This window comes from Celeribacter baekdonensis (assembly GCF_900102315.1).
In the GTDB taxonomy this organism is placed as follows: Bacteria; Pseudomonadota; Alphaproteobacteria; order Rhodobacterales; family Rhodobacteraceae; genus Celeribacter; species Celeribacter baekdonensis.
This window is the reverse complement of sequence record NZ_FNBL01000004.1, coordinates 157,788-184,077: the sequence shown is the minus strand read 5'-3', so window position 1 is coordinate 184,077 and position 26,290 is coordinate 157,788. Positions and strand designations below refer to the sequence as shown.

Sequence of the window (26,290 nt, the reverse complement as noted above, 5' to 3'; positions counted from 1 at the left end):
CTTTCGGGAACGCCCTAAAACGGGAGAGGCCGGTTCGATGGTGTCGAACCGGCCAATCGGTCCCAGATACGCGTTAGGAGCGCTTGTCGCCGCCGAGATCTTCGAAATCGGCATCAACGATATCGTCATCAACCGACGACGGACCGTCATCCATATCGACATCGTCGCCAGCGCCCGCTTTGCTCTGTTCGGCCTTATAGATGGCCTCACCGAGTTTCATGGCAGCGTCAGTCACGTTTTGAATGCCCGAACGGATTTTATCCGGGTCTTCGGTTTCAAGCTGATCTTTGAGCGCAGCAATCGCAAGTTCGATGGCCTCAACGGTGGTCGGATCGACCTTGTCGTTGTGCTCTTCGATCGCCTTTTCAGTCGAGTGAATGAGGCTTTCGGCTTGGTTTTTCGCTTCGACCAATGCTTTGCGGGCCTTATCGGCGTCGGCGTTTGCCTCGGCGTCTTTGACCATTTTCTCGATGTCCTCATCGGAGAGGCCACCAGAGGCTTGGATCGTGATCTTTTGCTCTTTGCCGGTGCCTTTGTCTTTGGCACCCACTTCGACGATACCGTCGGCGTTGATGTCAAATGTCACTTCGATCTGGGGCATGCCGCGCGGTGCGGGCGGGATGCCTTCGAGGTTGAATTGGCCAAGCATTTTGTTGTCGGCGGCCATCTCGCGCTCACCTTGGAACACACGAAGTGTCACGGCGGACTGGTTGTCCTCGGCGGTGGAGAAGATTTGCGACTTTTTGGTCGGGATCGTGGTGTTGCGGTCGATCAGACGGGTGAACACGCCACCCAGCGTTTCGATGCCGATGGACAGCGGGGTCACATCAAGCAGCAACACGTCTTTCACGTCGCCTTGCAACACGCCGGCCTGAATGGCGGCGCCCATGGCAACCACTTCGTCCGGGTTCACACCTTTGTGCGGCTCTTTGCCGAAGAATTTGGTCACCTCTTCGATGACTTTCGGCATACGGGTCATCCCGCCGACCAACACGACTTCGTCGATGTCAGAGGTGGACAGACCTGCGTCTTTGAGCGCGGCTTGGCACGGTTTGATCGAGTTTTTGATCAGGTCGTTCACAAGGCTTTCCAGCTTCGCACGGGTCAGTTTGACCACGAGGTGAAGCGGCGTGCCGGAGGACGGGTTCATGGAAATGAACGGCTGGTTGATTTCGGTCTGGCTGGAGGACGACAGTTCGATCTTGGCTTTTTCAGCGGCTTCTTTGAGGCGCTGAAGGGCCATTTTGTCTTTGGTCAGATCGACGCCATGCTCTTTTTTGAACTCACCCGCGAGGTAGTTCACGATGCGCATGTCGAAATCTTCACCGCCCAAGAACGTGTCGCCGTTGGTGGCCTGAACTTCAAACACGCCATCGCCCAGTTCGAGGATGGTCACGTCGAATGTCCCGCCGCCAAGGTCATAGACCGCGATGGTTTTGGTTTCGGATTTGTCGAGGCCATAGGCCAAAGCGGCAGCTGTCGGCTCGTTGATGATCCGCAGCACTTCGAGGCCAGCAATTTTACCAGCGTCTTTGGTGGCTTGGCGTTGGGCGTCGTTAAAGTAGGCCGGAACCGTGATGACGGCCTGGGTCACTTCTTCGCCGAGGTAGGACTCGGCGGTTTCTTTCATCTTGCCAAGGATAAAGGCGGAGATTTGGGAAGGCGAATATTTGTCGCCGCGCACTTCAACCCAAGCGTCACCGTTGCCGCCATCGACGATGCTGTAGGGAACGAGGCTCTTGTCCTTTTCCACTTCGGCGTCACCGACGCGACGACCGATCAAACGTTTGACGGCGAACACTGTGTTCTCAGGGTTGGTGACAGCCTGACGTTTGGCCGCTTGGCCAACGAGGCGTTCATTGTCGGTAAAGCCGACGATCGAAGGTGTGGTACGCGCACCTTCAGCATTTTCAATAACCCGGGGTTGCGAACCATCCATGATGGCAACGCAGGAGTTGGTGGTCCCGAGGTCGATACCGATGACTTTGGCCATGCTCAAAATCCTCTCTTAGGCGATGTTAAAACGAGGGGCCCATTGTGGCACCCGCCGTTGATCCCAGTGATCTTGACCGCTCAGAATATCCGAACCGATCATTGCTTCTCGGCGTATATAAGGAGGCGTTTGGCCCCCTGCAAGTTGTGCGAGGCGCTCTGGCACAGGAAAAATGGAGTCATTTCAGAGGAAAAATGACAAAGGAGGCGAAAATGGATCAACCAAAGGCATTAAGTCTGCGTGGGATGCGCATTTATAAGGGGCTTATTGCGGCAGAGGATCAAAAGGCGATCGTCGCAGATCTGCGCGAGGTGACGCGGCGCGCGCCGCTCTTTTCGCCGATGACGCCTTATGGAAAGCCGATGTCTGTGCGCATGACTTCGGCGGGGCCGTTTGGCTGGGTCTCTGATAAAACGGGGTATCGCTATGCGGATCGGCATCCGAGTGGGCAAAACTGGCCACCCATTCCGCAACGGGTTCTCACCATTTGGGGCCAAGTGGCGGACACAGAACGGCCCCCTGAATGCTGTTTGATCAATTTTTACGGCGAAGGTGCGAAAATGGGGATGCATCAAGATCGCGATGAGGTGGATTTTGGCCAACCTGTTGTGTCGATTTCTCTGGGGGATGAGGCGCTTTTTCGCGTTGGTCAAACGACCCGTGGCGGCAAGACGGAAAGCGTTTGGTTGCAGTCCGGCGATGTGGTGGTCATGAGTGGTGAAGCGCGCCTGCTGTATCACGGTATCGACCGCGTAAAGACTGGCACCAGCACGCTTTTGCGCGGTGGTGGTCGTCTCAATCTGACACTGCGCGTTGTGACGTGATCGCGATCAGCGCGCACCCCAGCTCAGCGATACGCGTTTGCGGGTGAAAAATTCGGCAAGCAGCCCGATGGTGACAAAGATCATCGAAAAGACAGCCGGGTAAAGGACCGAACTGTAATGCGGGTTGTAGTTGACAAAGGTAAAGCCGCGGGCCTGATCAATGGTGTGAAACAGCGGGTTCCACGAAAAAAAGGCAAGCATATAGCCCGGCGTTTGATTGGCGACGAACATCTTGCCGGAGGTAAACATATTGGCGCGGGTGTAGACCGTTTGTATGATGCTGACCATGCGTGGAGCCCACGGTTTGGCGGCCAGGACCACGGTGCCGATGGCGGAACCCGACGCCCAGGCCATAAGCAACATCCCAAAAGCGCCAGCGGCATCCTGAAAATGCAGCTCTCCCCAGCCCAGTGAATAGATGGTGAGGATCACCGCGACAGATAGGACCTGAATGTAAAGGGTACTGAGAGCGGCAGAGGCGATGGAAATGGCGGTGTTCATCGGCGCGTGTTGCATCATCGGCGAGGTGGAATTTTCCGCACCGGCAACCGCGCCAATGGCTTTGTTATGCGTCAGAAACAGGAAAATCCCGGACATGATGAACAGGATAAAATCCCCTCTGATCGCCACGCCACGAATGCCGAGAATGCTGTACATAAAGGTAAAAACAAACACGAGAATCATCGCTTGTGTCATGTTTGAAATCAGACCCAGAAGCGGGTTTCCGTGTGATTTTCGGACATGACGCACGGTGTTCACGAAAATAAGCCTCAGGATTGTCAGTGCGGCTGAGAACCCGCTTTGGCTTTTTGCGTAATGAAACATCGTTCATGTATCCTGTAGGTTAATCGCGCCCGTTTCTTCGGGATTTCTTGTTGTTCCCATGCCAACATAGCATAAGGTTGTTGAGGTTTTCTTTCAATGAAAACACATGTGACATAAATCAGGAGCAAACCCTTGGATTTCGAAAAACTTATCCCCCTCATGCGCAGTCTGGCAATCGAAGCTGGTGAGAAGATTCTTGAGATTTACAACGCCGATGATTTTGAAGTGAAAACGAAATCGGACGAAAGCCCGGTGACCGAAGCCGACGAAGCTGCGGATGCATTGATTTCCGCAGGGTTGCGGGCCGCTTTCCCCGATGTGACCCTGATCACCGAAGAACAATCTGCCTCGCATCAGTTGAAATCGGATACGTTCCTTATCGTTGACCCGCTTGATGGCACTAAAGAATTTGTACAGCGTCGTGGCGATTTCACGGTGAACATTGCTTATGTCGAGAAGGGCGTACCGCTGCGCGGTGTGGTTTATGCTCCCGCCAAGGATCGCCTTTTTATCACCGATGCAAGCGGACAGTCTTACGAGGAAATTGGCCCGTTTGAGGCCTCGGCACCGGGTGAAATGAAAAAGATTTCCGTGTCGACACCAGACAATGACGCCTTGATGATCGTTGCATCGAAATCGCACCGCGATCAGGCGACCGAAGATTACCTTGCCAAATACAAAGCGAAAGACAGCAAATCTGCGGGTTCGTCGCTTAAATTCTGTCTTGTGGCAACGGGAGAGGCCGATCTTTATCCGCGCGTTGGTCGCACAATGGAATGGGACACGGCTGCCGGACATGCGGTTTTGCTTGGGGCCGGTGGCGACGTTGTGCGCTTTGATGATCATACGCCTCTGACCTATGGCAAAGAAGAGTATGCCAACCCATTCTTCATTGCCTATGCCCCCGGTGTGGAGCTGAAAGACGCCTGATGTCCGTTCTGATTGTGATTCCCGCCCGGTACGCGTCAACGCGCTATCCGGGCAAACCGCTTGTTGAGTTGACCGGGGCCACGGGGGAAGCGAAATCCCTCATCCGGCGCAGTTGGGATGCCGCAATTGCGGTGTCCGGTGTGGACCGGGTTGTTGTTGCAACGGATGACGACCGCATTCGCACTGCCGCCGAAGCCTTTGGGGCGGAGGTTGTGATGACCTCAGAGACCTGCGCCAATGGCACTGAACGCTGTGCTGAGGCCTTGGAAAATCTGGGGGGCGGGTATGACATCGTGGTCAATCTTCAGGGCGATGCACCGCTGACCCCCGCTTGGTTTGTCGAAGATCTTGTGGCGGGCTTGCGGGCGCATCCAACAGCGGAGGTTGCCACTCCGGTGTTGCGTTGTGATGGGCGGGCTTTGAATGGGTTTCTTGAGGATCGGCGGGCAGGACGCGTGGGCGGAACGACGGCGGTGTTTGGGAGTGATCACAAAGGCCTCTATTTCTCAAAAGAGGTGATTCCCTATACCTCTCAAACCTACGCGGATGACGCCGAAACGCCCGTGTTTCATCATGTTGGCGTCTACGCCTATCGCCCCTCTGCATTGGCGGCTTATCCGAAATGGCCGACTGGCCCCTTGGAAAGCCTCGAAGGCTTGGAGCAGCTCCGCTTTTTGGAACAAGAGCGGCCTGTTCTTTGTGTCGAGGTCGATTCTCGTGGGCGGCAATTTTGGGAGTTGAACAACCCCGAAGACGTTCCACGTCTTGAGGCAATGCTGTCTGAGATGGGGGCGTCTTAGGGGAATTTATACGCCATATGATCGTTTTTTGATCTGCGTCTGTGTGCTAAGAAGGCACAGTTGTAAAACTGTGGCAATAAACTGCGAAAGCTAAAGACCAGTGCTGACCTTATGATCAGATAACTTTAAGGTCGCCTTGGCAACGTTCAATTTAAGGGCTCAATGGTGCGAGCCCAGAGGAGTAAAGATGACACGTAAAGTGACGAAAGCGATCTTTCCTGTGGCGGGTTTGGGGACGCGGTTTTTGCCTGCGACCAAATCCATCCCGAAGGAAATCATGACGCTCGTCGATCGTCCCCTGATTCAATACGCCATTGATGAAGCGCGGGCGGCGGGAATTAAGGAGTTCATCTTTGTCACCTCGCGCGGAAAGGGCGCGCTTGAGGATTACTTTGATCATTCTCCCGTCCTTGAACAAGAGCTGCGCAAAAAGGGCAAAGATGCGCTTCTGGAAACCCTGAAAATGACCAATATGGACAGTGGGGCGATTGCCTATATCCGTCAGCACAAAGCGCTGGGCCTTGGCCACGCTGTATGGTGCGCGCGCCGTCTTCTGGACCCAAAAGAACCCTTTGCTGTGATCCTGCCGGATGACGTGATTGCGGCGGATAAGCCGTGTTTGCAACAGATGGTCGAAGCCTATGAAGAAATTGGCGGCTCTATGGTTGCAGCCATGGAAGTCCCCGATGATAAAGTGTCCTCCTACGGTGTGCTCGACATCAAAGAGGACATGGGGGCCTATGTTTCGGCCAAAGGTATGGTTGAAAAGCCTGCTCCCGGCACAGAACCGTCCAACCTTGCTGTGATCGGTCGTTATATTCTTTCGCCCAATGTGATGAAAAATCTCAACCAGATGAAAGCGGGCGCCGGTGGTGAAATCCAACTGACCGATGCAATCGCGGACGAAATCGAATCGGATCGCGGTGTGTACGGTTATCGCTTTGCGGGTCAGCGGTTTGATTGCGGGTCCAAGGCCGGTTTCCTTCAGGCCACGATTGCTTTCGGCCTGTCGCGCCCTGAGTTGCGTGATGAGCTTCAGGAGTATCTTGATACCCTGTCCTCCATTCGCACTGCTGCACAGTAAGGGCCATCCATGACCAAATCCGTTATTGTAACCGGCGGGGCCGGCTATATTGGCTCGCATGCGTGTAAGGCGCTGCGGGCCGCGGGCTATCAGCCTGTGACTTTTGATAACCTGTCGACGGGCTGGGAAGATGCGGTCAAGTTTGGTCCTTTTGAGAAGGGTGATCTTTTGGATCGTGCCCGTCTTGACGAGGTCTTTGCCAAATATAAACCCGTCGCCGTGATGCATTTCGCCGCTTTTTCTCAGGTTGGCGAAAGCATGTCAGATCCGGGGAAATACTGGCGTAACAACGTCATCGGCTCTTTGACGTTGGTTGAAGCGGCGGTGGCTGCGGGGTGTCCGCATTTTGTGTTTTCTTCCACCTGTGCCACCTATGGCGATCAGGACAATGTGGTGTTGGATGAGGACTCCGTACAGCTCCCGATCAACTCCTACGGGGCGTCGAAGCGCGCGATCGAAGACATCTTGGATAACTTTGGCGCGGCCTTTGGCCTCAACCATGTGATTTTCCGCTACTTCAACGTGGCCGGGTGTGATCCCGACGGCGAGGTTGGGGAATTCCATCAACCGGAAACCCATCTCATCCCGCTGATGTTGGATGCGATTGCGGGCAAACGTGCCGCTTTGACGATTTTCGGCACGGATTATGACACGCCGGATGGCACCTGTATCCGCGATTATGTCCATGTCTGCGATCTGGTCGATGCCCATGTTTTGGGTCTCAAATGGCTTGAGGACGGCAAAGGCAGCCGGGTGTTCAATCTGGGTACAGGCGCGGGATTTTCCGTGCGTGACGTCGTGGATCATTCCCGCGCTGTGACCAACAAAGATGTGCCCATCGTAGAGGGGGATCGTCGTCCCGGCGATTGTACCAAACTTGTCTCTGGCTCCGAGCGTGCGATCACCGAGCTTGGATGGGCTCCAGAGCGCTCTAATCTTGCCACGATGATTGATCATGCGTGGAAATGGCATCAAACTGGCCATTATGAAAAATGATCCATAAGGTGGGTTTTTCAGTGGGGAGTTTGAATGCCGGTTTACGATCTTTGGAGGACATACCGGCTGCGACACAAGCGCCGGTATCTTCTTGCTCGGGCATGGATCAAACGCCGCGAATTGGAAGCCGTGCAATTGCGCACGGCCAAGATCCGCAAGGGTGATATCCTTGCCTTTGCGACTGTGCGCAATGAGAGGCAGCGGCTTCCCTATTTTCTCGATCACCACCGTGCCTTGGGCATTTTGCATTTTCTGATCGTTGATAATGGCAGCACTGATGGAACATCGGACTATCTGCTCCGCCAACCGGATGTTTCACTATGGAAAACAGATCAAAGCTATCGTGACGCGCGGTTCGGAATGGATTGGATCAACAGTCTTTTGATGCGCTACGGGCACGATCATTGGTGTCTTACTTTGGACGCTGATGAGGCGTTGATCATCCCCTTCAATGAAACGCGCACCCTACATGATTTGACAGGCTGGCTCGACACTCGACGCTGTCGGGTGTTTTCCGCGATGATGCTGGATTTGTATGGAGACGGCCCCATCAGCGCGGTCAATTATAAAGAGGGGCAGCCAGTCTGGGACGTTTTGCCTTATTATGATGCTCATAACTATGTTTGGGAAATGCAATCGAAATACAATGATATTTCCATACGTGGGGGGGTACGCGCGCGGGTCTTTTTTAAAGATCAGCCGAACATCGCTCCACATCTGCACAAGACCCCCTTGGTCAAATGGCATTGGCGATTTGCTTATGTGAGTTCGACCCATGTGGTTCTGCCGCGTGAACTAAACTGTGGATTTGACGCACGTCTGAATTTGCCGACAGGGGCTTTGCTTCATAGTAAGTTTCTGCCGGACATGATGGAAAAGGCGCGGCAAGACAACCTGCTCCGTGAGTATCACTTAAACCCCCATAAATATGATGACTATTATGCGGCCGTTGCAAATGACCCCACTCTTTGGTCTGAGGATGGTGTCCGGTATCATGGATGGCAGGGCCTTGAAGAGGATGGAATTTTGACACGTGGAGCATGGCGTTAGATCAGAGGTTGCGTGAAAATTGTTTCAAAATTTACAATGTGTTGTTTACGAAAACTGAATAAACCCCTATTTAAAATAGGAAAAGAGGCATTACGGAAACATTATAGCACGACCCAAAGTACCCTTAATTTGTGGGCGCGTGAGGTGGGTCTTAAAGTTTGTGTGATAGCAGAGGCAAAAGAGAAACCCTGAGCGAATTGGAAAAGGGCTGAAGTGAGTCGGCTACGGCAATATCGCCTGAGACTTCGGCGCAAGCATCGGCTTATCCGAGCATATCGGAAAAGCCGGGAGTTGACCTGTCTGCAAAATCACACCGACCGGATCAAAAAAAATGACGTCCTGTTGGTCTGTACGCTGCGCAATGAACGCATCCGGTTGCCGTATTTTATGAAATATTACAGGGACATGGGCGTGTCCCATTTCCTTTTTGTCGACAATGACAGTGATGATGGCTCGCGGGAATTTCTAATCGGCCAACAGGATGTGTCGATCTGGCACACCACGGCAAGTTATCGAAAATCGCTGTTTGGCGTGCATTGGATGAATGCGCTCGCGCGCAAATATTGCCACGGACATTGGACGCTGACCGTTGATGTGGACGAGTTTTTCGCCTTTCCGTTTTGCGACACGCGTCCGATCCCGGCCTTGACAGATTGGCTCGATAATTCCGGCCTGCGCAGTTTTTCGGCCATGTTGATTGACATGTACCCCAAAGGACCGATTGATGCGCAGCCCTATATTGAGGGTCAAAATCCGTTTGAGATTGCCGAATGGTTTGACAGCGGAAACTACATGCTTTCAACCAACTGGGAGTATGAAAACCTGTGGATTCAGGGCGGCCCGCGCGCGCGGCTCTTTTTTCACAACGACCCGATCAACGCACCATCTTTGAACAAAATCCCATTGGTCAAATGGGATCGCAGCTATGTGTATCTGCATTCGACCCATATGCTTTTGCCAAAACGCCTGAATAAAGTCTACGACAGCTATGGCGGTGAAATGGCCTCTGGCGTGCTGTTACACGCCAAGTTTCTCAATACATTCGTGCAAAAGACCGAAGAGGAATTGAAGCGCCGCCAGCATTATGCCGGAAGTCGCGAATACCTTGCCTACAGCAGTCGGATCAAAGATGATCCTGATTTGTGGTGCAACTGGTCTGAAAAATACATCAATTGGCGGCAACTTGAGATTCTCGGTCTCATGTCCAAGGGCAATTGGGCATGACGGTCGGGTTTGTAATGCTTGTTCATACTGCCCTTGAGCGCGCCGAACAGGTTGCGCGTCATTGGGCAAGCCATGGCTGTCCGGTTGTGATCCATGTGGATCGCCGGGTGAAAAAGGATGTCTATCAACCCTTTGTTGACAGTCTCTCTGATCTCGACACGGTGATTTTTAGCAAACGCCATGCCTGCGATTGGGGGACTTGGTCGCTCGTTGCCGCCTCACAAGCCGCCTCAGAGCTGATGCTCGACCGGTTTCGCAATGTGCGCCATGTCTACCTGTCGTCCGGCTCTTGCTTGCCACTGCGGCCCGTAGAGGATTTGAAACAATATCTTGCGGCGCGGCCGATGACGAATTTTATCGAAAGCGTCACAACCGAGGATGTGCCTTGGACTGTCGGCGGGCTGGATGCCGAACGCTTCACGCTCCGGTTTCCGTTTTCGTGGAAGAAACAGCGGCGGTTGTTTGACCGCTACGTCACGCTGCAACGCAAAATCCGGTATAAACGCAAAATCCCGGACGGTTTGGTTCCGCATCTTGGCTCGCAATGGTGGTGTCTGACGCGTCAAACCCTTTCCGCCATTCTCGAAGACCCGGATCGCAAGACCTATGATGCCTATTTCAAAAAGGTTTGGATCCCGGATGAAAGCTATTACCAAACCTTGGTGCGGCTTTATTCCAACAATATCGAGAGCCGGTCTTTGACTCTGTCGAAGTTCGACTATCAGGGAAAGCCGCATATTTTCTATGATGATCACCTGCAACTTTTGCGGCGCTCGGATTGCTTTGTGGCGCGCAAAATCTGGCCCCGGGCGGATCGTCTGTACACAACCTTTTTGAACTCTGACAGCAACCCGATGAAGGGCGCGGAGCCCAATCCGGGCAAAATTGACCGCATCTTTTCAAAGGCTGTGGAGCGTCGGACGATGGGGCGCGAGGGGCTATATATGCAAAGCCGGATGCCGGGGCATGGTCAGGGTCACGACAAAACCAGTGCGCCCTATTCCGTGTTTGAGGGCTTTTCTGATCTGTTCGAGGATTTTGATGAATGGCTGGCGCGTGCGGTCGGTGCGCGGGTGCATGGTCATCTTTTTGATCCTGACGGTGTTGAGTTCGCCGGTGGTCAAAAGGTGTTCTCTGGCGCGCTCTCAAACCATGCGGCCTTGAGGGATTATAACCCCTGCGGCTTTCTCACGTCCCTCATCTGGAACACTCGGGGCGAGCGGCAGTGTTTCATGTTTGGCCCCCGCGACAATCAAGAGATCAACTGGCTCATCGCCACGGATCCAAACGCTCAGATTTCGGTGATCACCGGGGCTTGGGCTGTGACGCTGTTCCGTTCAAATCGCAATTTCTCTGATATTCGTCGGGAGGCCGCGCGGCTACAGCGGATCGAGGCGGAGCATATCGCCATTCTGCGGTCCCACCATGTCAAAGCGCGCACGCGGATTTGGACCATGGCGGATTTTATCGAAAGCCGTATGGAGCCTTTGCAGGCGATCATTGATGAGATCGGTCCGCGCAATGTCCGACGGTTGACCGAAGCGCCAAAGATGCGGGATTTGACAGGCTTTGGCCAGTTCTTGCAAAATCTGAAAAATCAGGGGATGAAGCCCCACCTCATGGGCGATTTTCCCATGGGCAACGAGCCCGATGCCCGCCCCCGCGATGGCAAACGGCCCTATCTGGTAAAGTAGCGCATGTCTCATCAGTACGACTATTTCGTAATTTTCGCTGAAATGCGAACCGGGTCGAATTTTCTCGAAGAAAACATCAATTCTTATCCTAGGCTGACATGTTGGGGCGAGGCGTTCAACCCAGCCTTTATCGGCAAGTCGAAACAGAAAGAAATGTTGGGCGTGAGCCTGATCATGCGCGAAGCGGACCCGACGCTTTTGCTGCATAAAATGCGGGATGCAACCAAGGGGTTGGCTGGATTTCGGTTTTTCCACGATCACGACCCGCGCATTCTGGCGCATGTTCTGAAAGACCCGAAATGCGCCAAGATTATCCTCACCCGCAACCCGCTGGACAGTTATGTGTCGCGCAAGATCGCGGACAAGACCGGGCAATGGCGGCTTGGCGATTTGAAGGATGCAAAATCGGCCAAGATTGTTTTTGATAAACGTGAATTCGCAGGGCTTTTGGACGAGCTCAAGGGGTTTCAGCTTTCGCTTCAGCGCGCGCTGCAAACCTCTGGCCAGACTGCGTTTTATATCAATTATGACGATATTCAGGACATTGAAGTCCTCAATGGTTTGGCACGTTTCCTTGGCGTGACTGAGGAGCGGGGCAAGACCACGCAAAAGACCAAGGTTCAAAACCCGTCGCGTCTTGAGGATAAGGTTGTGAACTACGCGGAGATGGTGGCCAACCTGTCCAGCGTCGACCACTTTAACCTGTCCAACACGCCAAATTTCGAACCGCGTCGCGGCCCTGGGGTTCCGACCTATCTGGCCGGTCAATCGGCACCTTTGCTTTATATGCCTGTGCGCAGTGGCCCGGAGCAAGCCGTGCAGGCGTGGCTGGCTGGTCTGGATAAGGCTGACCCAGCGGCTTTGACCAAAGAGTTCACCCAAAAGACGCTCCGTCAGTGGAAGCGGCAAAACAAAGGGCATCGCAGCTTTACGGTGATTACACATCCGGCCTTGCGGCTACATCGGACGTTTTGCCGATACATTTTGAATATCAGTGCGCTGACCTACGTAGAAATCCGCGAGGTATTGCGTGACATTTATAAGTTGCCAATCCCGGTGGATCAGCCGGATGCGTCTTATGGTCGCGACCAGCACCGCGAAGCGTTTCTGAAATTCGCGGACTTCGTCAAAGGCAATCTCAACGGCCAAACCTCCATACGGGTGGATGGGACTTGGGCGTCACAATCGGAAGTGATCAAAGGCTTTGCGGATTTCTCCCTGCCTGACGTCATCTTGCGAGAGGAAAGCCTTGCCGGGGATCTTGATCACCTTGGGGCGAGTATTGGAATGTCTGCGCTTGCCGCTCTCGAGGAACAGAATGATAGCCCCTACACGCTTGCAGACATCTACGACGAAGAGGTCGAGGACGCCGTTCGGGCGACCTACCAGCGCGATTACATGATGTTTGGCTTTAAACCCTGGTCACAAACCTAAAGTGTTTCGCGACACAGGGGACGCAAAACTTGGGTGACGTGCGGATGGTTTTGGCCCTTGAACGCATTTCGAAATGACCTGTGGCAGGTCAGAAACGCCACAGGCCGATTTTAAGCGGCTTTGGTTTTTGGTCCTTCAGTCAGAATGGCATGAAGGGTCGCGGCCTCGCCATTGGCGCGCAGTTTGGCGCAGATGTCTCCATCGCGCATTGTGCGCGATACAAGCGCCAGTGCCTTGAGGTGATCCACACCGGATTCTGCCGGGGCAAAAAGGGCGAAAATCAGGTCGACGGGCTGCCGGTCCACGGCATCGAAATCCATCGGACTTTCAAGGCGCATAAACGCCCCGACCACACGGTCCAACCCCTCAATGCGCGCATGAGGCAAAGCAACGCCATGACCCACACCTGTTGGGCCAAGGCTTTCGCGGTCTTGCAAGGCGTCAACCGTGTCATTGAGTGACAGGCCATAGGCACTTGCAGCGATCTCCCCGAGATCCTGAAAGAGACGTTTCTTGCTCGTCATCTTTCCGACCAATTTGATGGCCTGCGGATCCAAGATCTTAGATATATCCATATGAAATGTACCCGCCCCGACCCGTCGAGGCGGGTCAGTTTTGTTATGTCGCGTTGTTAGGGTCAACCCAACCGATGTTCCCATCGGCACGGCGGTAGACCACGTTTACTCCGGTTTTCCCATCCTTGTGGAACACAAGAACAGGAGCGCCGGCCAATTCCATTTGCATCACTGCTTCGCCAACCGTCAGGGTCGGAATCTTTGCCTCCATTTCAGCGATGATCATCGGCTGAAGGCTTTCAGGTTCCTGGTCCTCATCATGGTCAGACGCGGCGAGGATATACTGGGAAGCGCCGAAGAGTTCAACCGGCTCGGCACGATCCTTGTGGTGATCTTTCAGGCGGCGTTTGTAGCGGCGCAGTTGTTTGTCCATTTTTTCCGCGCATTCATCAAAGGCTGCGTAGATTTCATGGGCATGTGCACTGGCCTGTGCGGTCAGCCCGCTGGACAGGTGAACCACGGCCTCGCAATTGAATTCTGCCCCAGTTTTTGAAAACACGACATTTGCGTCAGTCGGACGCTGTGCGTATTTATCAAGCACGGTGCCCAGCTCCGTCTTCACATGCGTTTGAAGGGCTGTGCCGATGTCAATTTGTTTTCCGCTGATTTGGTACCGCATTGATACCTCCTTCTTTCTTTGGGACCTATATGCTAGACGCCGCCTCTGGCGTCTGACAGGGCCTTGGGTTCTTGTATAAAGCGGGAAGTGAATGCATGCGTTCGCCATAGGACCCTGACGGTGTGTCGGGGTGGTGCTTTGGCGCCCTGAGGCTTTGATTTGCCGTGGCGCAGACTGTGAAACGCGCGTCATGCATCGGTTACATTTGGTGGCAGAATCTAGGTCAATGTCAATCGAAACCCGCGCTCAGATCCGGAAATTGTCACCAAGGTAAACACGGCGTACAGTTTCATCCGCAACGATGTCTTCGGTGGTGCCGGACATCAACACTTGACCATCATGCAAAATATAGGCCCGATCAATAATTCCTAACGTTTCCTGAACGTTATGATCGGTAATCAACACGCCGATCCCGCGATTTTTGAGATCGGAAACAAGTCCGCGAATTTCCGCCACCGCAATCGGATCAACGCCGGCAAAGGGTTCATCCAAAAGCACATAAGAGGGGTCAGACGCCAAGCAGCGCGCGATTTCGACGCGGCGCCGCTCGCCCCCGGAGAGCGACAGGGCGGGTGCACGTCGCAGGTGGGAAATCGAGAATTCGGACAGCAATTCTTCAAGTTTCTCGCGCCGCACCAACGGATCGGATTCGGACACTTCGAGGATCGCAAGGATATTGTCCTCAACACAAAGACCGCGAAAGATCGACGCCTCTTGCGGCAAATATCCAATGCCCATTTTAGCGCGACGGTACATCGGCAAAAGCGTGATGTTGCGGCCGTCGACCGTGATCTCTCCGGCTTCCGGCATCACAAGACCTGCGATAGAATAGAAACAGGTGGTTTTGCCTGACCCGTTGGGACCCAGCAGCGCCACAACCTCACCACGGCCAAGATCAAGCGATACGTCGCGGATCACGGTGCGTTTGCGATAGCCTTTGCGCAGGTTGCGGACCTTTAGCCCGGTTGTGTCGGACATTACTTTTTCCCAGGCTGGAGTATGGTTTTCACGCGCCCGTCCATGCGACCGGTGCCAGTGTTGAGATCAATCAGCATGCGTTCACCCGAAAGTGCGCTGCCCGCTTGGGTCAAAAGCACGTTACCCGTGAGCAGTACAGTTGATGATTCGAGGTCATATTCGGCCTGTGCGGCTTCTGCCGTTTCGCCCGCATTGGTGATCGTCACGCCGCCAGAGGCCAAAAGCCGGGCGATTGTGCCGCCGGTTTTGGCATAGACAACCTCAACGGTTTGCGCCGTGAGGCGAAGTGTGCCTTGGCCGATCACCACATTGCCGGAAAACAGCGCTTTGCCGGTTGCTTGGTCAACACTCAACTGATCTGAAGTGACTTCAACGGGTTGCGAGCTGTCATGTTTGAGGCCGCCGAACGCAATCTGCGCGCTTTGAGCCATCACGGGGAGGCTTTGAAATGCCAATGCAATGATCAGCGCCACGCTCAGGGACAGGGTTTGAATGATGCGCACGGGATTTTCCTTTAAATTCACGGTTGATATACCAGCTTTACACCGTCCTTGAAAACCAGAAGGTAGGTATCCGTCCCCTCATCATGTGAGATTTGCATGGCCCCGGCGGTCAGATGCCCGGTTGGTCCGTCGGCTGTGACTGTGCCGGGGCTTTCGATGTTGGAGACATCAAGCATCGTCGCGATCCGATCAGAGTGGATCGTGTAGCCCGTTGATGTTTTGATTTGCACCTGACCTGACAGTTCGGCAATTTTTCCAGATCCGTCAATCACGCCGTCATTGGCCTGAAGTGTGACAGAGCCATTACCAGGAATGCGCAGGGCACCACGAATGGCGGAAGAATTTACCACGTCCTGAGTGGACAGGTCCGGGCGAACTTGATCGGCAGACAATTCCAACTGCGCACCATCTTTGGTCACTGTCGCAAAGGCCGGACCATCCACACGTTGTTCGCGCGCCAGTGTTTCTAAATCGACTTGCGCGTAGGGAATGGACATTTCGAACTCGCGCCCGCGCGCAAACAAAAACAGCGTGGCCAACACCACAAGGCTGGCCAGGGGGAGGACGATCTTTGCGAGCGCCACGAAACGAGAATAGCTGTTGTCAAACCGCGCCATAGGGCTGTCTTACACGACGCCGGCGCGAAGACAGTCCTGTATTTTCAAAATCCCACAAGGACGGCCATCCTCGGCAGGATCCCGCACAAAAAGACAGGTGATTGCCCGCTCATCCATCCGCGCCACGGCTTTTTCGGCCAAAGCGTCGGGGGAAATGGTCATGGGGGCGGCGGTCATGATGTCGCCTGCGAATTTATCGAGCAATCCGTCAATGTTACGGCGCAAATCGCCGTCTGTGATGATGCCTGTCAGGTGGCCCTGGGCGTCAACCACGCCGACAACGCCAAAACCCTTTGCGGAAATTTCTGCAAGCGTATCCCGCATTGGCGTCTCGGCGGTCACCAAGGGCATGTCCTCATGCATCAACGCGCGGACCTTGGTCAGGCGTGCGCCCAGTTTGCCACCGGGATGCAGCACACGGAAATTATCGGCGGTGAAGGCATGTTGCTCCATCAAAGCCACGGCGATGGCGTCGCCAAGCGCCAGCGTCATCGTGGTTGAGGTGGTCGGGACGATGCCATGACCACAGGCTTCGGGCATTTTCGGCAGGATCAGAGCCACATCACAGGCGCGGATCAGCGAGCTGTCCGGGTTTGAGGCCACGCCGATCATCGGGATTTTAAACCGGCGGGTGTAGGCGATGAGATCGGCAAGTTCGGGGGTTTCGCCGGAGTTGGACAGAACCAGACAGACATCGTCGCTGCCGATCATGCCAAGGTCGCCATGGCTGGCTTCGGCGGGATGGACGAAATGCGAAGGCGTGCCCGTGGATGCCAAAGTGGCGGCGATTTTGCGGGCGACATGGCCGGATTTGCCCATGCCTGTTACAATCGTGCGTCCCTTGGCGGCAAGAATAAGCCCGACAGCTTCGGCAAAATTTGCGCCGATGCCTTCGGCCAATTGGGTCAGCGCCTCGGCTTCGAGGCGGATCACGCGCTGGGCGGTGGCGATAAAGGCGTCCGATTGGGTCATGGCGACCTCCTCAGTGGCAAAATGGGCAAGAGCAGATCAGTGGGTGAAAATGTCGATCTCGGGCCAGCCTTCGAGATCCAATTTGGCCCGCGTTGGCAAGAAGTCGAAACAAGCCTGAGCGATCTCCATCCGGCCTTCGCGTTCCAGCATCACGTTGAGCTTTTCACGCAGTTGGTGCAGGTACAAAACGTCTGAGGCGGCATAGTCGAGCTGCGCATTGGTGAGATCTTCGGCCCCCCAGTCGCTCATCTGTTGGTATTTGGAAATATCGACCTTCAAAAGCTGTTCAAGCAGGTTTTTCAATCCATGCCGATCGGTGAAGGTGCGGACCAGTTTGGAGGCGATTTTGGTGCAATAGACCGGTTCGGTCACGGTGCCAAAGGCGTGATACATCGCGGCAATATCGAAACGGCCGAAATGAAACAGCTTCAACACATTCGGATCGGCCAGCATTTTGCACAGATTGGGGGCCTCGGTCTGGCCGCGCGCAACCTGAACCAAATGCGCATTGCCGTCCCCGCCGGACATTTGCACAAGGCACAAACGATCCCGATGCGGATTCAGCCCCATGGTTTCACAATCAATGGCGACAATCGGACCAAGATCAAGATCATCGGGGAGGTCATTTTTATAAAGGAAATTCGCCATGGAGAGGGGCCTTTGCGCTAAATCTGGCTATCGCCTGTCAATACGCATTCTGCCCATCCGGGGCAAGGGATCGCACTCTTTGATGTCGGGAAAATGGTTTGATCCGGCCAAAGACATATGGTTAATCCGGCCAGTGCTGAGTTGATTTTGAGTTAGATCGGCACTTTCCCATCGGAAAGTGGTGGTGCCCAGGAGAGGACTCGAACCTCCACATCGTTGCCAATACTAGCACCTGAAGCTAGCGCGTCTACCAATTCCGCCACCTGGGCAGGTGTCGTAGAGCCGCGATGTAATGGGCCTGAAGGGCACTGTCAACGACGATTTTAAAGGATTTGTGGAACAGCAATAGCGTCTTGTTCATTTCCGCTCTAAAAGCTAAAGAAAAGCGGTAATTGGCATTGGAGATGCAGATGACGAAACTGGTCACCATCTATGGCGGCGCTGGCTTTGTCGGGCGGTATATCGCCCGTCGTATGGCAAAGGAGGGCTGGCGTGTGCGTGTCGCGGTTCGTCGCCCCAACGAGTCGCTTTATGTAAAACCTTACGGCGCTGTGGGTCAGGTCGAACCGATCTTTTGCAACATTCGCGATGACGCTTCTGTGCGTGCGGCCATGACCGGAGCGGACGCGGTTGTGAACTGTGTTGGTGTTTTGACCGAGCGCGGCAAAAATTCTTTTGCGGCGATTCAGACCGATGGCGCGGGACGCATCGCGCGCATTGCCGCCGAGCAAGGTGTGGAACAGTTGGTTCATGTGTCCGCCATTGGGGCCGACATGCAATCGGACAGCGCCTATTCCCGCACCAAGGCGGAAGGCGAGGCCAAGGTTCTTGCTGCCTTCCCGAATGCTGTGATCCTGCGCCCTTCGGTGATCTTTGGCACCGAGGATGAGTTCTTTAACCGCTTCGGCAAAATGGCCGAGAAAAGCGTTGTTTTGCCCTTGGTTGGCGGCAACACGAAATTTCAGCCGGTCTATGTGGACGATGTGGCACAAGCCGCAGTGAAAGCGGTTTTGGGTCAGGCGGATGCTGGTGTTTACGAACTCGGTGGCCCGGATGTGGACACACTCAAAGGGCTGATGGGCGAAATGCTTGTCGTGCTTCATCGCAACCGTTTGGTCCTGAACCTGCCGTTCTGGGTCGGCAATATCATGGGCGGTGCGCTGTCCTTGCTGCAATCCCTGACGGGCGGCCTGTTCCACAATGGCATTTTGACCCGCGATCAGGTGGCGAACCTTCGGGTTGATAATGTGGTGTCAGAGGGGGCAAAAACCTTTGCGGATCTCGGCATGACGCCAACCGCGCTTCAGGCTGTTTTGCCGGATTACATGTGGGTCTATCGCCCGTCAGGTCAGTATGACGCGATCCGCGAAAGCGCAAAGAACATGAATATCTGAGCGATCAGAACCGCAAGACTTGAAACGCGCGCTCATTCGGGCGCGCGTTTTTATGAGCTGTAAGAGACCACCAAAAGCACCACGCCCAGGATCACGCGATAGATCACATAGGGTGTAAAGCTCACGGATTTCAAAAGCTTCATCATCAGAGACAGGGCGAGGATGGCGGCGCCAAAGGCAAAGACTGCACCAATGGCCGCGTCTTTCATCATCGCCCAATCTGCTTGGCCAACAACTTCTGCGCCCAACAAAATGCCGGAGGCCATGATCGTCGGGATCGACATCAGCATCGAAATTCTTGCCGCATCTTCGCGTTTGTACCCCATGGCGCGTGCGCCTGTGATGGTGATGCCGGAGCGCGATGTGCCGGGGATCAAGGCGACCGCCTGCCAAAGGCCGAGTTTCACGGCGTCCTTGATCGACCAGTCCCGCGCCACTTTTTCTTCAGCGCCTTTTTGGTCGAACCAATAGAGCACGATGCCAAAGACCAGCATGGCCCAGCCGATCACTGCGGTGGAGCGCATCAGGTCCGACAGACCGGTAACTTTCAGGACAAGGCCAAGAAGGACGACAGGGATGGTGGCGATGAGCAGGAGAAAGGCGAGTTTCGATCCGGGGGTGTCGATCCGCCCGGTTGCAAGTCTGGGAATGCCCAAAAGGCCTTCGCGTACATCGCGCCAAAAATAGACGATCACCGCCCCAAGTGTGCCAACGTGAACCGCGACATCAATCGCCTGACCTTGGTCTTGCGCCCCGAGCAGGTGGGGTAGGAGAATCAGGTGGCCGGAGGATGAAATCGGCAAGAATTCCGTAATGCCTTGAACAATCGCAAGAATGAGGAGGTAAAAGAGAGACATGGGAGGTGCGCCTTTGGACAGATTTAAGGTAGCGTAAACCCATTTGTTATCAATAAGAAGGATGAATATAAGTCAGCATATATTACCTAAATACACCATTTTCCCGCTTGATTTTGACCGACTGGCCCAAAAGAAAAGAAAATAAGACAGTACTTCTGACTTTTCTTTTTTCCCGACTGCGCGTATTTAGACACAAACTCACAACCAACCTATTCGGAGATGTGGTGTCATGGCGAAAGAGCCGATGCTCAAATTCGTGACCGTAGGCAGGGATATGCCATCCAAGCGGGACGCGGAGGATCGTAAAGACGATTTCCTTGAAATCTACGGCGAGTACGTGGAGGCCAAGGCCGAAGAACAGGCGTCGCGCTGTTCGCAATGTGGTGTGCCCTATTGCCAAAGCCATTGTCCGTTGCACAACAACATCCCGGATTGGTTGCGCCTCACCGCAACAGGGCGGTTGAAAGAGGCTTATGAGCTGTCACAGGCCACCAACACCTTCCCGGAAATTTGTGGTCGCATTTGTCCGCAGGACCGGTTGTGCGAAGGCAATTGTGTGATCGAACAATCCGGCCATGGCACTGTGACCATCGGTTCGGTTGAAAAATACATCACCGATACGGCATGGGAAAACGGTTGGGTCGAAATGATTGCGCCCACTGTTGAGCGCGAGGAAAGCGTGGGCATCATCGGCTCTGGCCCTGGTGGTCTTGCGGCCGCGGATCGTCTGCGTCGTGCCGGATTTAAGGTCACGGTCTACGAACGCTCTGATCGCGCTGGCGGTTTGATGATGTACGGCATTCCGGGCTTTAAGCTTGAAAAAGACATCGTGCTGCGTCGGGTGAAACAGCTCGAAGACGGCGGTGTTGAATTCGTACTGAACTGCAATGTCGGTGAAGACATTTCCTTTGATGCGATCCGTGGCAAACATGACGCTGTGCTGATCGCAACCGGCGTCTACAAATCCCGCGATCTGAAAGGTCCGGGCTCTGGCTCCGCCGGCATCGTGCGCGCGCTTGATTATCTCACGGCCTCCAACAAAGTGTCCTTTGGTGATGAGGTTGAGGATTATCTAAGTGGCGAATTGAACGCGGCGGGCAAAAAGGTTGTCGTGATCGGGGGCGGTGATACCGCGATGGACTGTGTCCGTACCGCGATCCGCCAAGGCGCGACTTCGGTGAAATGTCTCTATCGCCGCGACCGCGCCAACATGCCCGGTTCACAGCGTGAAACCCAAAACGCCGAAGAAGAAGGCGTCGAATTCGTCTGGCTCTCTGCGCCGAAAGGCTTTGCGGGCGATCCGGTCTCGGGCGTCATGGTTCAGAAAATGCGCCTCGGTCAACCCGACGTCTCCGGTCGTCAATCACCCGAGGTGATTGAGGGGGCGGATTATGTCGAAGACGCCGATCTGGTGATCAAAGCACTTGGCTTCGAACCTGAAGACCTCCCCACGCTTTGGGGAGTTGAGGGTCTTGATGTCACGCGTTGGGGCACCGTCATGGCGGATTTCAAATCCCATGTGACCTCGCTTCCGGGTGTTTATGCCTGTGGGGACATTCAACGCGGTGCCTCCCTTGTGGTGTGGGCGATCCGTGACGGGCGCGAAGCGGCGGATGCGATGATCGAGTATATCGACCAATCCGTCTCTGTGGCCGCCGAATAATCCTAGTTTTTCAGGAGGGTCCACCCTCCCGCCTTTATCCGAAAGGTATCCGATATGACGAAGTTTGACCAAGACTGGGCCGCCCGCGAAGACGCCAAGCGCCAATGGATGACAGAGCATTCCCTGTTCCGCGAGGAGGATGAACACTCCTCTTGTGGTGTGGGTCTTGTGGTGTCGATTGATGGCTCCAAATCCCGCAAGGTTGTGGAAAACGGCATCACCGCGCTCAAAGCGATCTGGCACCGCGGTGCCGTGGACGCCGACGGGAAAACCGGCGATGGCGCGGGCATTCACGTTCAAATCCCGCATCATTTCTTTGGCGACCAAATCCGTCGCACTGGCCACGAAGCGCGCGATGGCGAACTTTTGGCTGTCGGCCAAGTGTTTTTGCCGCGCACGGATTTTGGTGCTCAGGAAACCTGCCGGACCATCGTGGAAAGCGAAGTGCTCCGCATGGGCTATTACATTTACGGCTGGCGCCACGTTCCGGTGAACACCGAATGTTTGGGCGAAAAGGCCAATGCGACACGGCCCGAGATCGAACAAATCCTCATTTCCAACACCAAGGGTGTGGATGAGGAAACATTTGAGCGCGAGCTTTATGTGATCCGTCGTCGGATTGAAAAAGCCGCCCAAGCCGCGGGTGTCAGCAGCCTTTACATATGTTCGCTGTCCTGCCGCTCGATCATCTACAAAGGCATGATGTTGGCTGAACAGGTTGCGGTGTTTTACCCGGACCTGATGGACGAACGTTTTGAATCGGCCTTTGCGATTTATCACCAGCGCTATTCCACCAACACCTTCCCGCAGTGGTGGTTGGCCCAGCCGTTCCGCATGTTGGCGCATAACGGCGAGATCAACACGATCAATGGCAACACCAACTGGATGAAGTCGCACGAAATCCGCATGGCTTCGACGACATTTGGCGACATGGCTGAGGACATCAAGCCGATCATCCCGCAAGGCGCCTCCGATTCCGCCGCACTCGATGCGGTGTTCGAAGTCTTGGTGCGTGCAGGTCGTTCGGCACCTATGGCGAAGACCATGTTGGTGCCTGAAGCGTGGTCGAAAAACGCCGAAGAACTGCCGCAGGCATGGCGCGACATGTATTCCTATGTGAACTCCGTGATGGAGCCGTGGGATGGTCCGGCCGCTTTGGCGATGACCGATGGCCGCTGGGTCTGTGCCGGTCTTGACCGCAACGGGCTGCGTCCGATGCGCTATGTCGTGACCGGGGATGGGCTGGTGATTGCGGGTTCTGAGGTGGGCATGGTGCCGACCGATGAGGCCACTGTGGTCGAAAAAGGCGCGCTTGGGCCGGGGCAATTGTTGGCCATCGATATGGCCGAGGGCAAATTGTACCACGATGTCGAAATCAAGGATCGCTTGGCCAATGCCCGTCCGTTTGGCGACTGGGTTGGCAAGATCAACGATCTCGAAGATGAGCTGTCTGGTATCACCGAGACCGCTTACTACACCGGTGCCGAGCTGAAAAAGCGTCAGATTGCAGCCGGGTACACGATTGAAGAACTGGAACAAATCCTCGCGCCGATGGCCGAAGATGGCAAAGAGGCTTTGGCGTCGATGGGGGACGACACGCCCTCTGCCGTGCTGTCGACCAAATACCGACCGCTGTCACATTTCTTCCGACAGAACTTTTCTCAGGTGACCAACCCGCCGATCGACAGCTTGCGTGAATTCCGTGTGATGTCGCTTAAAACCCGGTTCGGAAACTTGAAAAACGTGCTGGATGAAGACAGCTCCCAGACCGAGATTCTTGTGTTGGACAGCCCGTTCGTTGGCAATGCGCAATTTGATGCGCTGAAAAATCATTTCAATGCGCCGATGACGGAAATCGACTGTACGTTCCCGGTGGATGGCGGCCCCAACGCGCTGCGCGATGGGTTGGATCGGATCCGCGCCGAGGCCGAAGAGGCCGTGCGCTCCGGTGGTGGTCACATCATCCTGTCCGATCAAGGACAGGACGAGAAAAACGTCGCCATGCCGATGATCCTTGCGACCTCGGCGGTGCATAGCTGGTTGACGCGTAAGGGCCTGCGGACTTTCTGTTCGCTGGGTGTACGCTCCGCCGAATGTATCGACCCGCATTATTTTGCGGTGTTGATCGGTTGCGGCGCAACCATCGTCAACGCCTATCTGGCGGAGGACAGCCTGTCCGACCGTATTGATCGTGGTTTGTTGGATTGCACCCTTTCCGAGGCGGTTTTGCGTTACCGTGCCGCTGTGGACGCGGGTCTGTTGAAAATCATGGCCAAGATGGGGATTTCGGTGATTTCCTCCTATCGCGGTGGTCTGAATTTTGAGGCCGTGGGGCTGTCTCGGGCTTTGTGCGCCGAGTTTTTCCCAGGGATGCACAGCCGGATTTCCGGCATCGGCATCGGCGGTATCCAAAAGAAACTTTTGGCGGTTCACAAACAGGGCTGGCTTGGTGGCAACACGCTTCCGATTGGTGGTTTTTACAAAGCGCGTAAATCGGGCGAAACCCATGCGTGGGAAGCGCAGTCGATGCATATGCTGCAATCGGCCTGTGACCGTGCCTCCTATGAAATGTGGAAACAATATTCCGCAAAGATGCAGTCCAACCCGCCGATTCACCTGCGCGATCTGTTGGATTTCAAACCGCTGGGCAAACCCGTTCCGATCGAAGAGGTCGAATCGATCACCTCGATCCGCAAACGCTTTGTGACGCCGGGCATGTCTTTGGGCGCTTTGTCTCCTGAGGCGCACCGCACACTTTCCATCGCGATGAACCGGATCGGCGCGAAATCCGACTCGGGCGAGGGTGGCGAATCCCCGGATGATTTCACACCGGAACCCAATGGGGACAACGCCTCTGCAAAGATCAAACAAGTGGCTTCGGGGCGCTTTGGCGTTACGGTCGAATACCTTTTGGCCTGTGAAGAGCTTGAGATCAAAGTCGCCCAAGGTGCGAAACCCGGTGAAGGTGGGCAGTTGCCCGGTATGAAGGTCACCGACCTGATCGCCAAGCTGCGTCATTCGACCAAAGGCGTGACGCTGATTTCTCCGCCGCCGCACCACGACATCTACTCGATCGAAGACCTTGCACAGCTCATCTATGACCTCAAACAGGTCAACCCGCGCTGTAAGGTGACGGTCAAACTTGTGGCTTCCTCCGGCGTTGGCACGATTGCTGCCGGTGTGGCCAAAGCGAAAGCCGACATCATCCTGATCTCTGGTCACAATGGTGGTACGGGTGCCTCGCCTGCGACGTCGATCAAATTCGCGGGACTGCCGTGGGAGATGGGACTCACCGAGGCGCATCAGGTCTTGGCGATGAACAATCTGCGCGAACGTGTGACGCTGCGCACCGATGGCGGTTTGCGCACGGGGCGTGACATTGTCATGGCCGCGATGTTGGGGGCCGAGGAATATGGGATCGGCACCGCCGCATTGATCGCGATGGGCTGTATCATGGTCCGTCAGTGTCAGTCGAACACCTGTCCGGTGGGCGTCTGTACCCAAGACGAAGCGCTGCGCGCCAAGTTCACGGGCAATGCCGACAAGGTCGTAAACCTCATCACCTTCTATGCCCAGGAGGTGCGTGAATTGCTGGCTTCTCTTGGCGCGCGTTCTCTGGATGAGGTGATCGGCCGTGCGGATCTGTTGACGCAGGTCTCGCGGGGGGCGGCGCATCTTGACGATCTCGATCTGAACCCGCTTTTGATCTCCGTCGATGGCGCGGATAAAATCGTCTATGATCGCTCCAAACCGCGCAATGCCGTGCCAGATACGCTTGATGCACAAATCGTCTCGGATGCGGCGCGTTTCTTGAATGATGGCGAAAAGATGCAGCTGTCCTATGCGGTGCAAAACACGCACCGGACCATCGGCACACGCACCTCGTCGCATATCGTGTCGAAATTCGGCATGCGCAACGCGCTTCAGCCGGACCATTTGACGGTGAAACTCACCGGGTCTGCCGGTCAGTCTCTCGGTGCTTTCGCGGCACCTGGTCTTAAGATCGAGGTGTCGGGTGATGCCAACGACTATGTCGGTAAGGGTTTGTCGGGGGGCACGGTCGTGGTCCGTCCGCCGATGCATTCGCCGCTTGTCGCTTCTGAAAACACGATCATCGGCAACACCGTTCTTTACGGCGCAACCGACGGTTATCTCTTTGCGGCGGGGCGTGCGGGCGAACGGTTTGCTGTGCGCAACTCTGGCGCCACGGCAGTGATCGAAGGCTGCGGGTCCAACGGGTGTGAATATATGACCGGTGGTTTGGCCGTGATCCTCGGCTCCATTGGCGCAAACTTTGGCGCCGGTATGACGGGCGGCATGGCTTATCTCTATGACCCAGATGGGCTTGCGCTCAATCTGATCAATATGGAAACACTTGTCACCTGTCCGGTCACTGTCGATCATTGGGAAACACAGCTCAGAGGCTTGGTTGAACGCCACGCCGTGGAAACCGGATCGGTGAAAGCCAAGGACATTTTGCTCCATTGGGATGAACAAAAAGGGTATTTCCTTCAGATTTGCCCGAAAGAGATGTTGATCCACTTGCCGGTGCCGCTTGCCATTGAAAGAGGCGCGATGCCGGCCGAGTGAATGTGACCCGAACTTAGCGA

22 protein-coding genes and 1 tRNA gene are annotated in these 26,290 nt (G+C 55.0%); 12 read left to right on the top strand and 11 right to left on the bottom strand.

What is annotated here, in order from left to right; translation table 11 throughout:
* Positions 1-73 precede the first annotated feature (73 nt).
* Positions 74-1,993, bottom strand: coding sequence for a molecular chaperone DnaK (dnaK, locus tag BLT54_RS09455; protein ID WP_074644075.1), 1,920 nt, complete (start codon positions 1,991-1,993; stop codon positions 74-76).
* Between the two features lie 212 nt (positions 1,994-2,205).
* Between dnaK and BLT54_RS09450 the strand changes: the two genes are divergently transcribed.
* A complete protein-coding gene (locus BLT54_RS09450; RefSeq protein WP_074644072.1) occupies positions 2,206-2,817 on the top strand; it encodes an alpha-ketoglutarate-dependent dioxygenase AlkB in 612 nt (203 codons plus the stop codon).
* 6 nt (positions 2,818-2,823) lie between these two features.
* On the opposite strand, the gene BLT54_RS09445 is transcribed toward BLT54_RS09450, so the two are convergent.
* The gene (locus BLT54_RS09445; protein ID WP_074644069.1) at positions 2,824-3,642 is read right to left on the bottom strand and encodes an ABC transporter permease; all 819 of its coding nucleotides are present in this window, start codon (positions 3,640-3,642) and stop codon (positions 2,824-2,826) included.
* A 132-nt stretch (positions 3,643-3,774) separates the two neighbouring features.
* Here BLT54_RS09445 and cysQ point away from each other — a divergent pair, with 132 nt between their 5' ends.
* The 8 genes from cysQ to BLT54_RS09405 all read left to right on the top strand — a co-directional run bounded on the left by cysQ (position 3,775) and on the right by BLT54_RS09405 (position 12,854).
* A complete protein-coding gene (gene cysQ / locus BLT54_RS09440; protein ID WP_074644066.1) occupies positions 3,775-4,572 on the top strand; it encodes a 3'(2'),5'-bisphosphate nucleotidase CysQ in 798 nt (265 codons plus the stop codon).
* Positions 4,572-5,372: a 3-deoxy-manno-octulosonate cytidylyltransferase gene (locus tag BLT54_RS09435; RefSeq protein WP_074644061.1), complete on the top strand. Its 801-nt coding sequence runs from the start codon at positions 4,572-4,574 to the stop codon at positions 5,370-5,372. The genes cysQ and BLT54_RS09435 overlap by 1 nt, the downstream gene beginning before the upstream one ends.
* 187 nt (positions 5,373-5,559) lie before the next feature.
* Entirely contained in the window at positions 5,560-6,456 is an 897-nt protein-coding gene (locus tag BLT54_RS09430) for a UTP--glucose-1-phosphate uridylyltransferase (RefSeq protein ID WP_074644058.1), read from the top strand.
* Between the two features lie 9 nt (positions 6,457-6,465).
* Positions 6,466-7,452 carry a UDP-glucose 4-epimerase GalE gene (galE, locus tag BLT54_RS09425; RefSeq protein WP_074644054.1) on the top strand — a complete coding sequence of 329 codons (987 nt, stop codon included), beginning with the start codon at positions 6,466-6,468 and terminating at the stop codon, positions 7,450-7,452.
* Between the two features lie 33 nt (positions 7,453-7,485).
* Positions 7,486-8,502: a glycosyltransferase family 2 protein gene (locus BLT54_RS09420; RefSeq protein ID WP_074644051.1), complete on the top strand. Its 1,017-nt coding sequence runs from the start codon at positions 7,486-7,488 to the stop codon at positions 8,500-8,502.
* Positions 8,503-8,739: 237 nt separating this feature from the next.
* A complete protein-coding gene (locus BLT54_RS09415; protein WP_074644477.1) occupies positions 8,740-9,726 on the top strand; it encodes a glycosyltransferase family 2 protein in 987 nt (328 codons plus the stop codon).
* Entirely contained in the window at positions 9,723-11,420 is a 1,698-nt protein-coding gene (locus tag BLT54_RS09410) for a DUF5927 domain-containing protein (protein ID WP_074644049.1), read from the top strand. Before BLT54_RS09415 ends, BLT54_RS09410 begins: the two co-directional genes overlap by 4 nt.
* 3 nt (positions 11,421-11,423) lie before the next feature.
* A complete protein-coding gene (locus tag BLT54_RS09405; RefSeq protein ID WP_074644045.1) occupies positions 11,424-12,854 on the top strand; it encodes a nodulation protein NodH in 1,431 nt (476 codons plus the stop codon).
* A gap of 110 nt (positions 12,855-12,964) precedes the next feature.
* On the opposite strand, the gene BLT54_RS09400 is transcribed toward BLT54_RS09405, so the two are convergent.
* The 8 genes from BLT54_RS09400 to BLT54_RS09365 all read right to left on the bottom strand — a co-directional run bounded on the left by BLT54_RS09400 (position 12,965) and on the right by BLT54_RS09365 (position 18,035).
* A complete protein-coding gene (locus BLT54_RS09400; RefSeq protein WP_074644041.1) occupies positions 12,965-13,429 on the bottom strand; it encodes a PTS sugar transporter subunit IIA in 465 nt (154 codons plus the stop codon).
* A 43-nt stretch (positions 13,430-13,472) separates the two neighbouring features.
* A complete protein-coding gene (hpf, locus tag BLT54_RS09395) occupies positions 13,473-14,048 on the bottom strand; it encodes a ribosome hibernation-promoting factor, HPF/YfiA family (protein ID WP_074644037.1) in 576 nt (191 codons plus the stop codon).
* A gap of 246 nt (positions 14,049-14,294) precedes the next feature.
* The gene (lptB, locus tag BLT54_RS09390) at positions 14,295-15,026 is read right to left on the bottom strand and encodes an LPS export ABC transporter ATP-binding protein (RefSeq protein ID WP_009570317.1); all 732 of its coding nucleotides are present in this window, start codon (positions 15,024-15,026) and stop codon (positions 14,295-14,297) included.
* A complete protein-coding gene (gene lptA, locus BLT54_RS09385; protein ID WP_083351776.1) occupies positions 15,026-15,529 on the bottom strand; it encodes a lipopolysaccharide transport periplasmic protein LptA in 504 nt (167 codons plus the stop codon). The genes lptB and lptA overlap by 1 nt, the downstream gene beginning before the upstream one ends.
* A gap of 17 nt (positions 15,530-15,546) precedes the next feature.
* Complete coding sequence (gene lptC / locus BLT54_RS09380) at positions 15,547-16,146, bottom strand: LPS export ABC transporter periplasmic protein LptC (RefSeq protein ID WP_074644034.1); 600 nt, start codon at positions 16,144-16,146, stop codon at positions 15,547-15,549.
* 9 nt (positions 16,147-16,155) lie between these two features.
* Complete coding sequence (locus BLT54_RS09375; protein ID WP_074644031.1) at positions 16,156-17,118, bottom strand: KpsF/GutQ family sugar-phosphate isomerase; 963 nt, start codon at positions 17,116-17,118, stop codon at positions 16,156-16,158.
* Positions 17,119-17,154: 36 nt separating this feature from the next.
* Positions 17,155-17,766 (bottom strand): ribonuclease D, encoded by a 612-nt coding sequence (locus BLT54_RS09370; protein ID WP_074644027.1) that lies wholly within the window; start codon positions 17,764-17,766, stop codon positions 17,155-17,157.
* 182 nt (positions 17,767-17,948) lie between these two features.
* A tRNA-Leu gene (locus BLT54_RS09365) sits at positions 17,949-18,035 on the bottom strand.
* Between the two features lie 141 nt (positions 18,036-18,176).
* Between BLT54_RS09365 and BLT54_RS09360 the strand changes: the two genes are divergently transcribed.
* A complete protein-coding gene (locus BLT54_RS09360; protein WP_074644470.1) occupies positions 18,177-19,160 on the top strand; it encodes a complex I NDUFA9 subunit family protein in 984 nt (327 codons plus the stop codon).
* A gap of 50 nt (positions 19,161-19,210) precedes the next feature.
* Here the strand turns inward: BLT54_RS09360 and BLT54_RS09355 are convergent, their stop codons facing one another.
* A complete protein-coding gene (locus BLT54_RS09355) occupies positions 19,211-20,017 on the bottom strand; it encodes an undecaprenyl-diphosphate phosphatase (RefSeq protein ID WP_074644024.1) in 807 nt (268 codons plus the stop codon).
* 229 nt (positions 20,018-20,246) lie between these two features.
* Between BLT54_RS09355 and BLT54_RS09350 the strand changes: the two genes are divergently transcribed.
* Together BLT54_RS09350 and gltB are read left to right on the top strand one after the other, a co-directional pair.
* On the top strand, positions 20,247-21,680 hold the full coding sequence (locus BLT54_RS09350; RefSeq protein ID WP_074644020.1) for an NAD(P)-dependent oxidoreductase: 1,434 nt from the start codon (positions 20,247-20,249) through the stop codon (positions 21,678-21,680).
* A gap of 54 nt (positions 21,681-21,734) precedes the next feature.
* The gene (gene gltB / locus BLT54_RS09345; protein ID WP_074644017.1) at positions 21,735-26,270 is read left to right on the top strand and encodes a glutamate synthase large subunit; all 4,536 of its coding nucleotides are present in this window, start codon (positions 21,735-21,737) and stop codon (positions 26,268-26,270) included.
* The last annotated feature ends 20 nt before the right edge of the window (positions 26,271-26,290 follow it).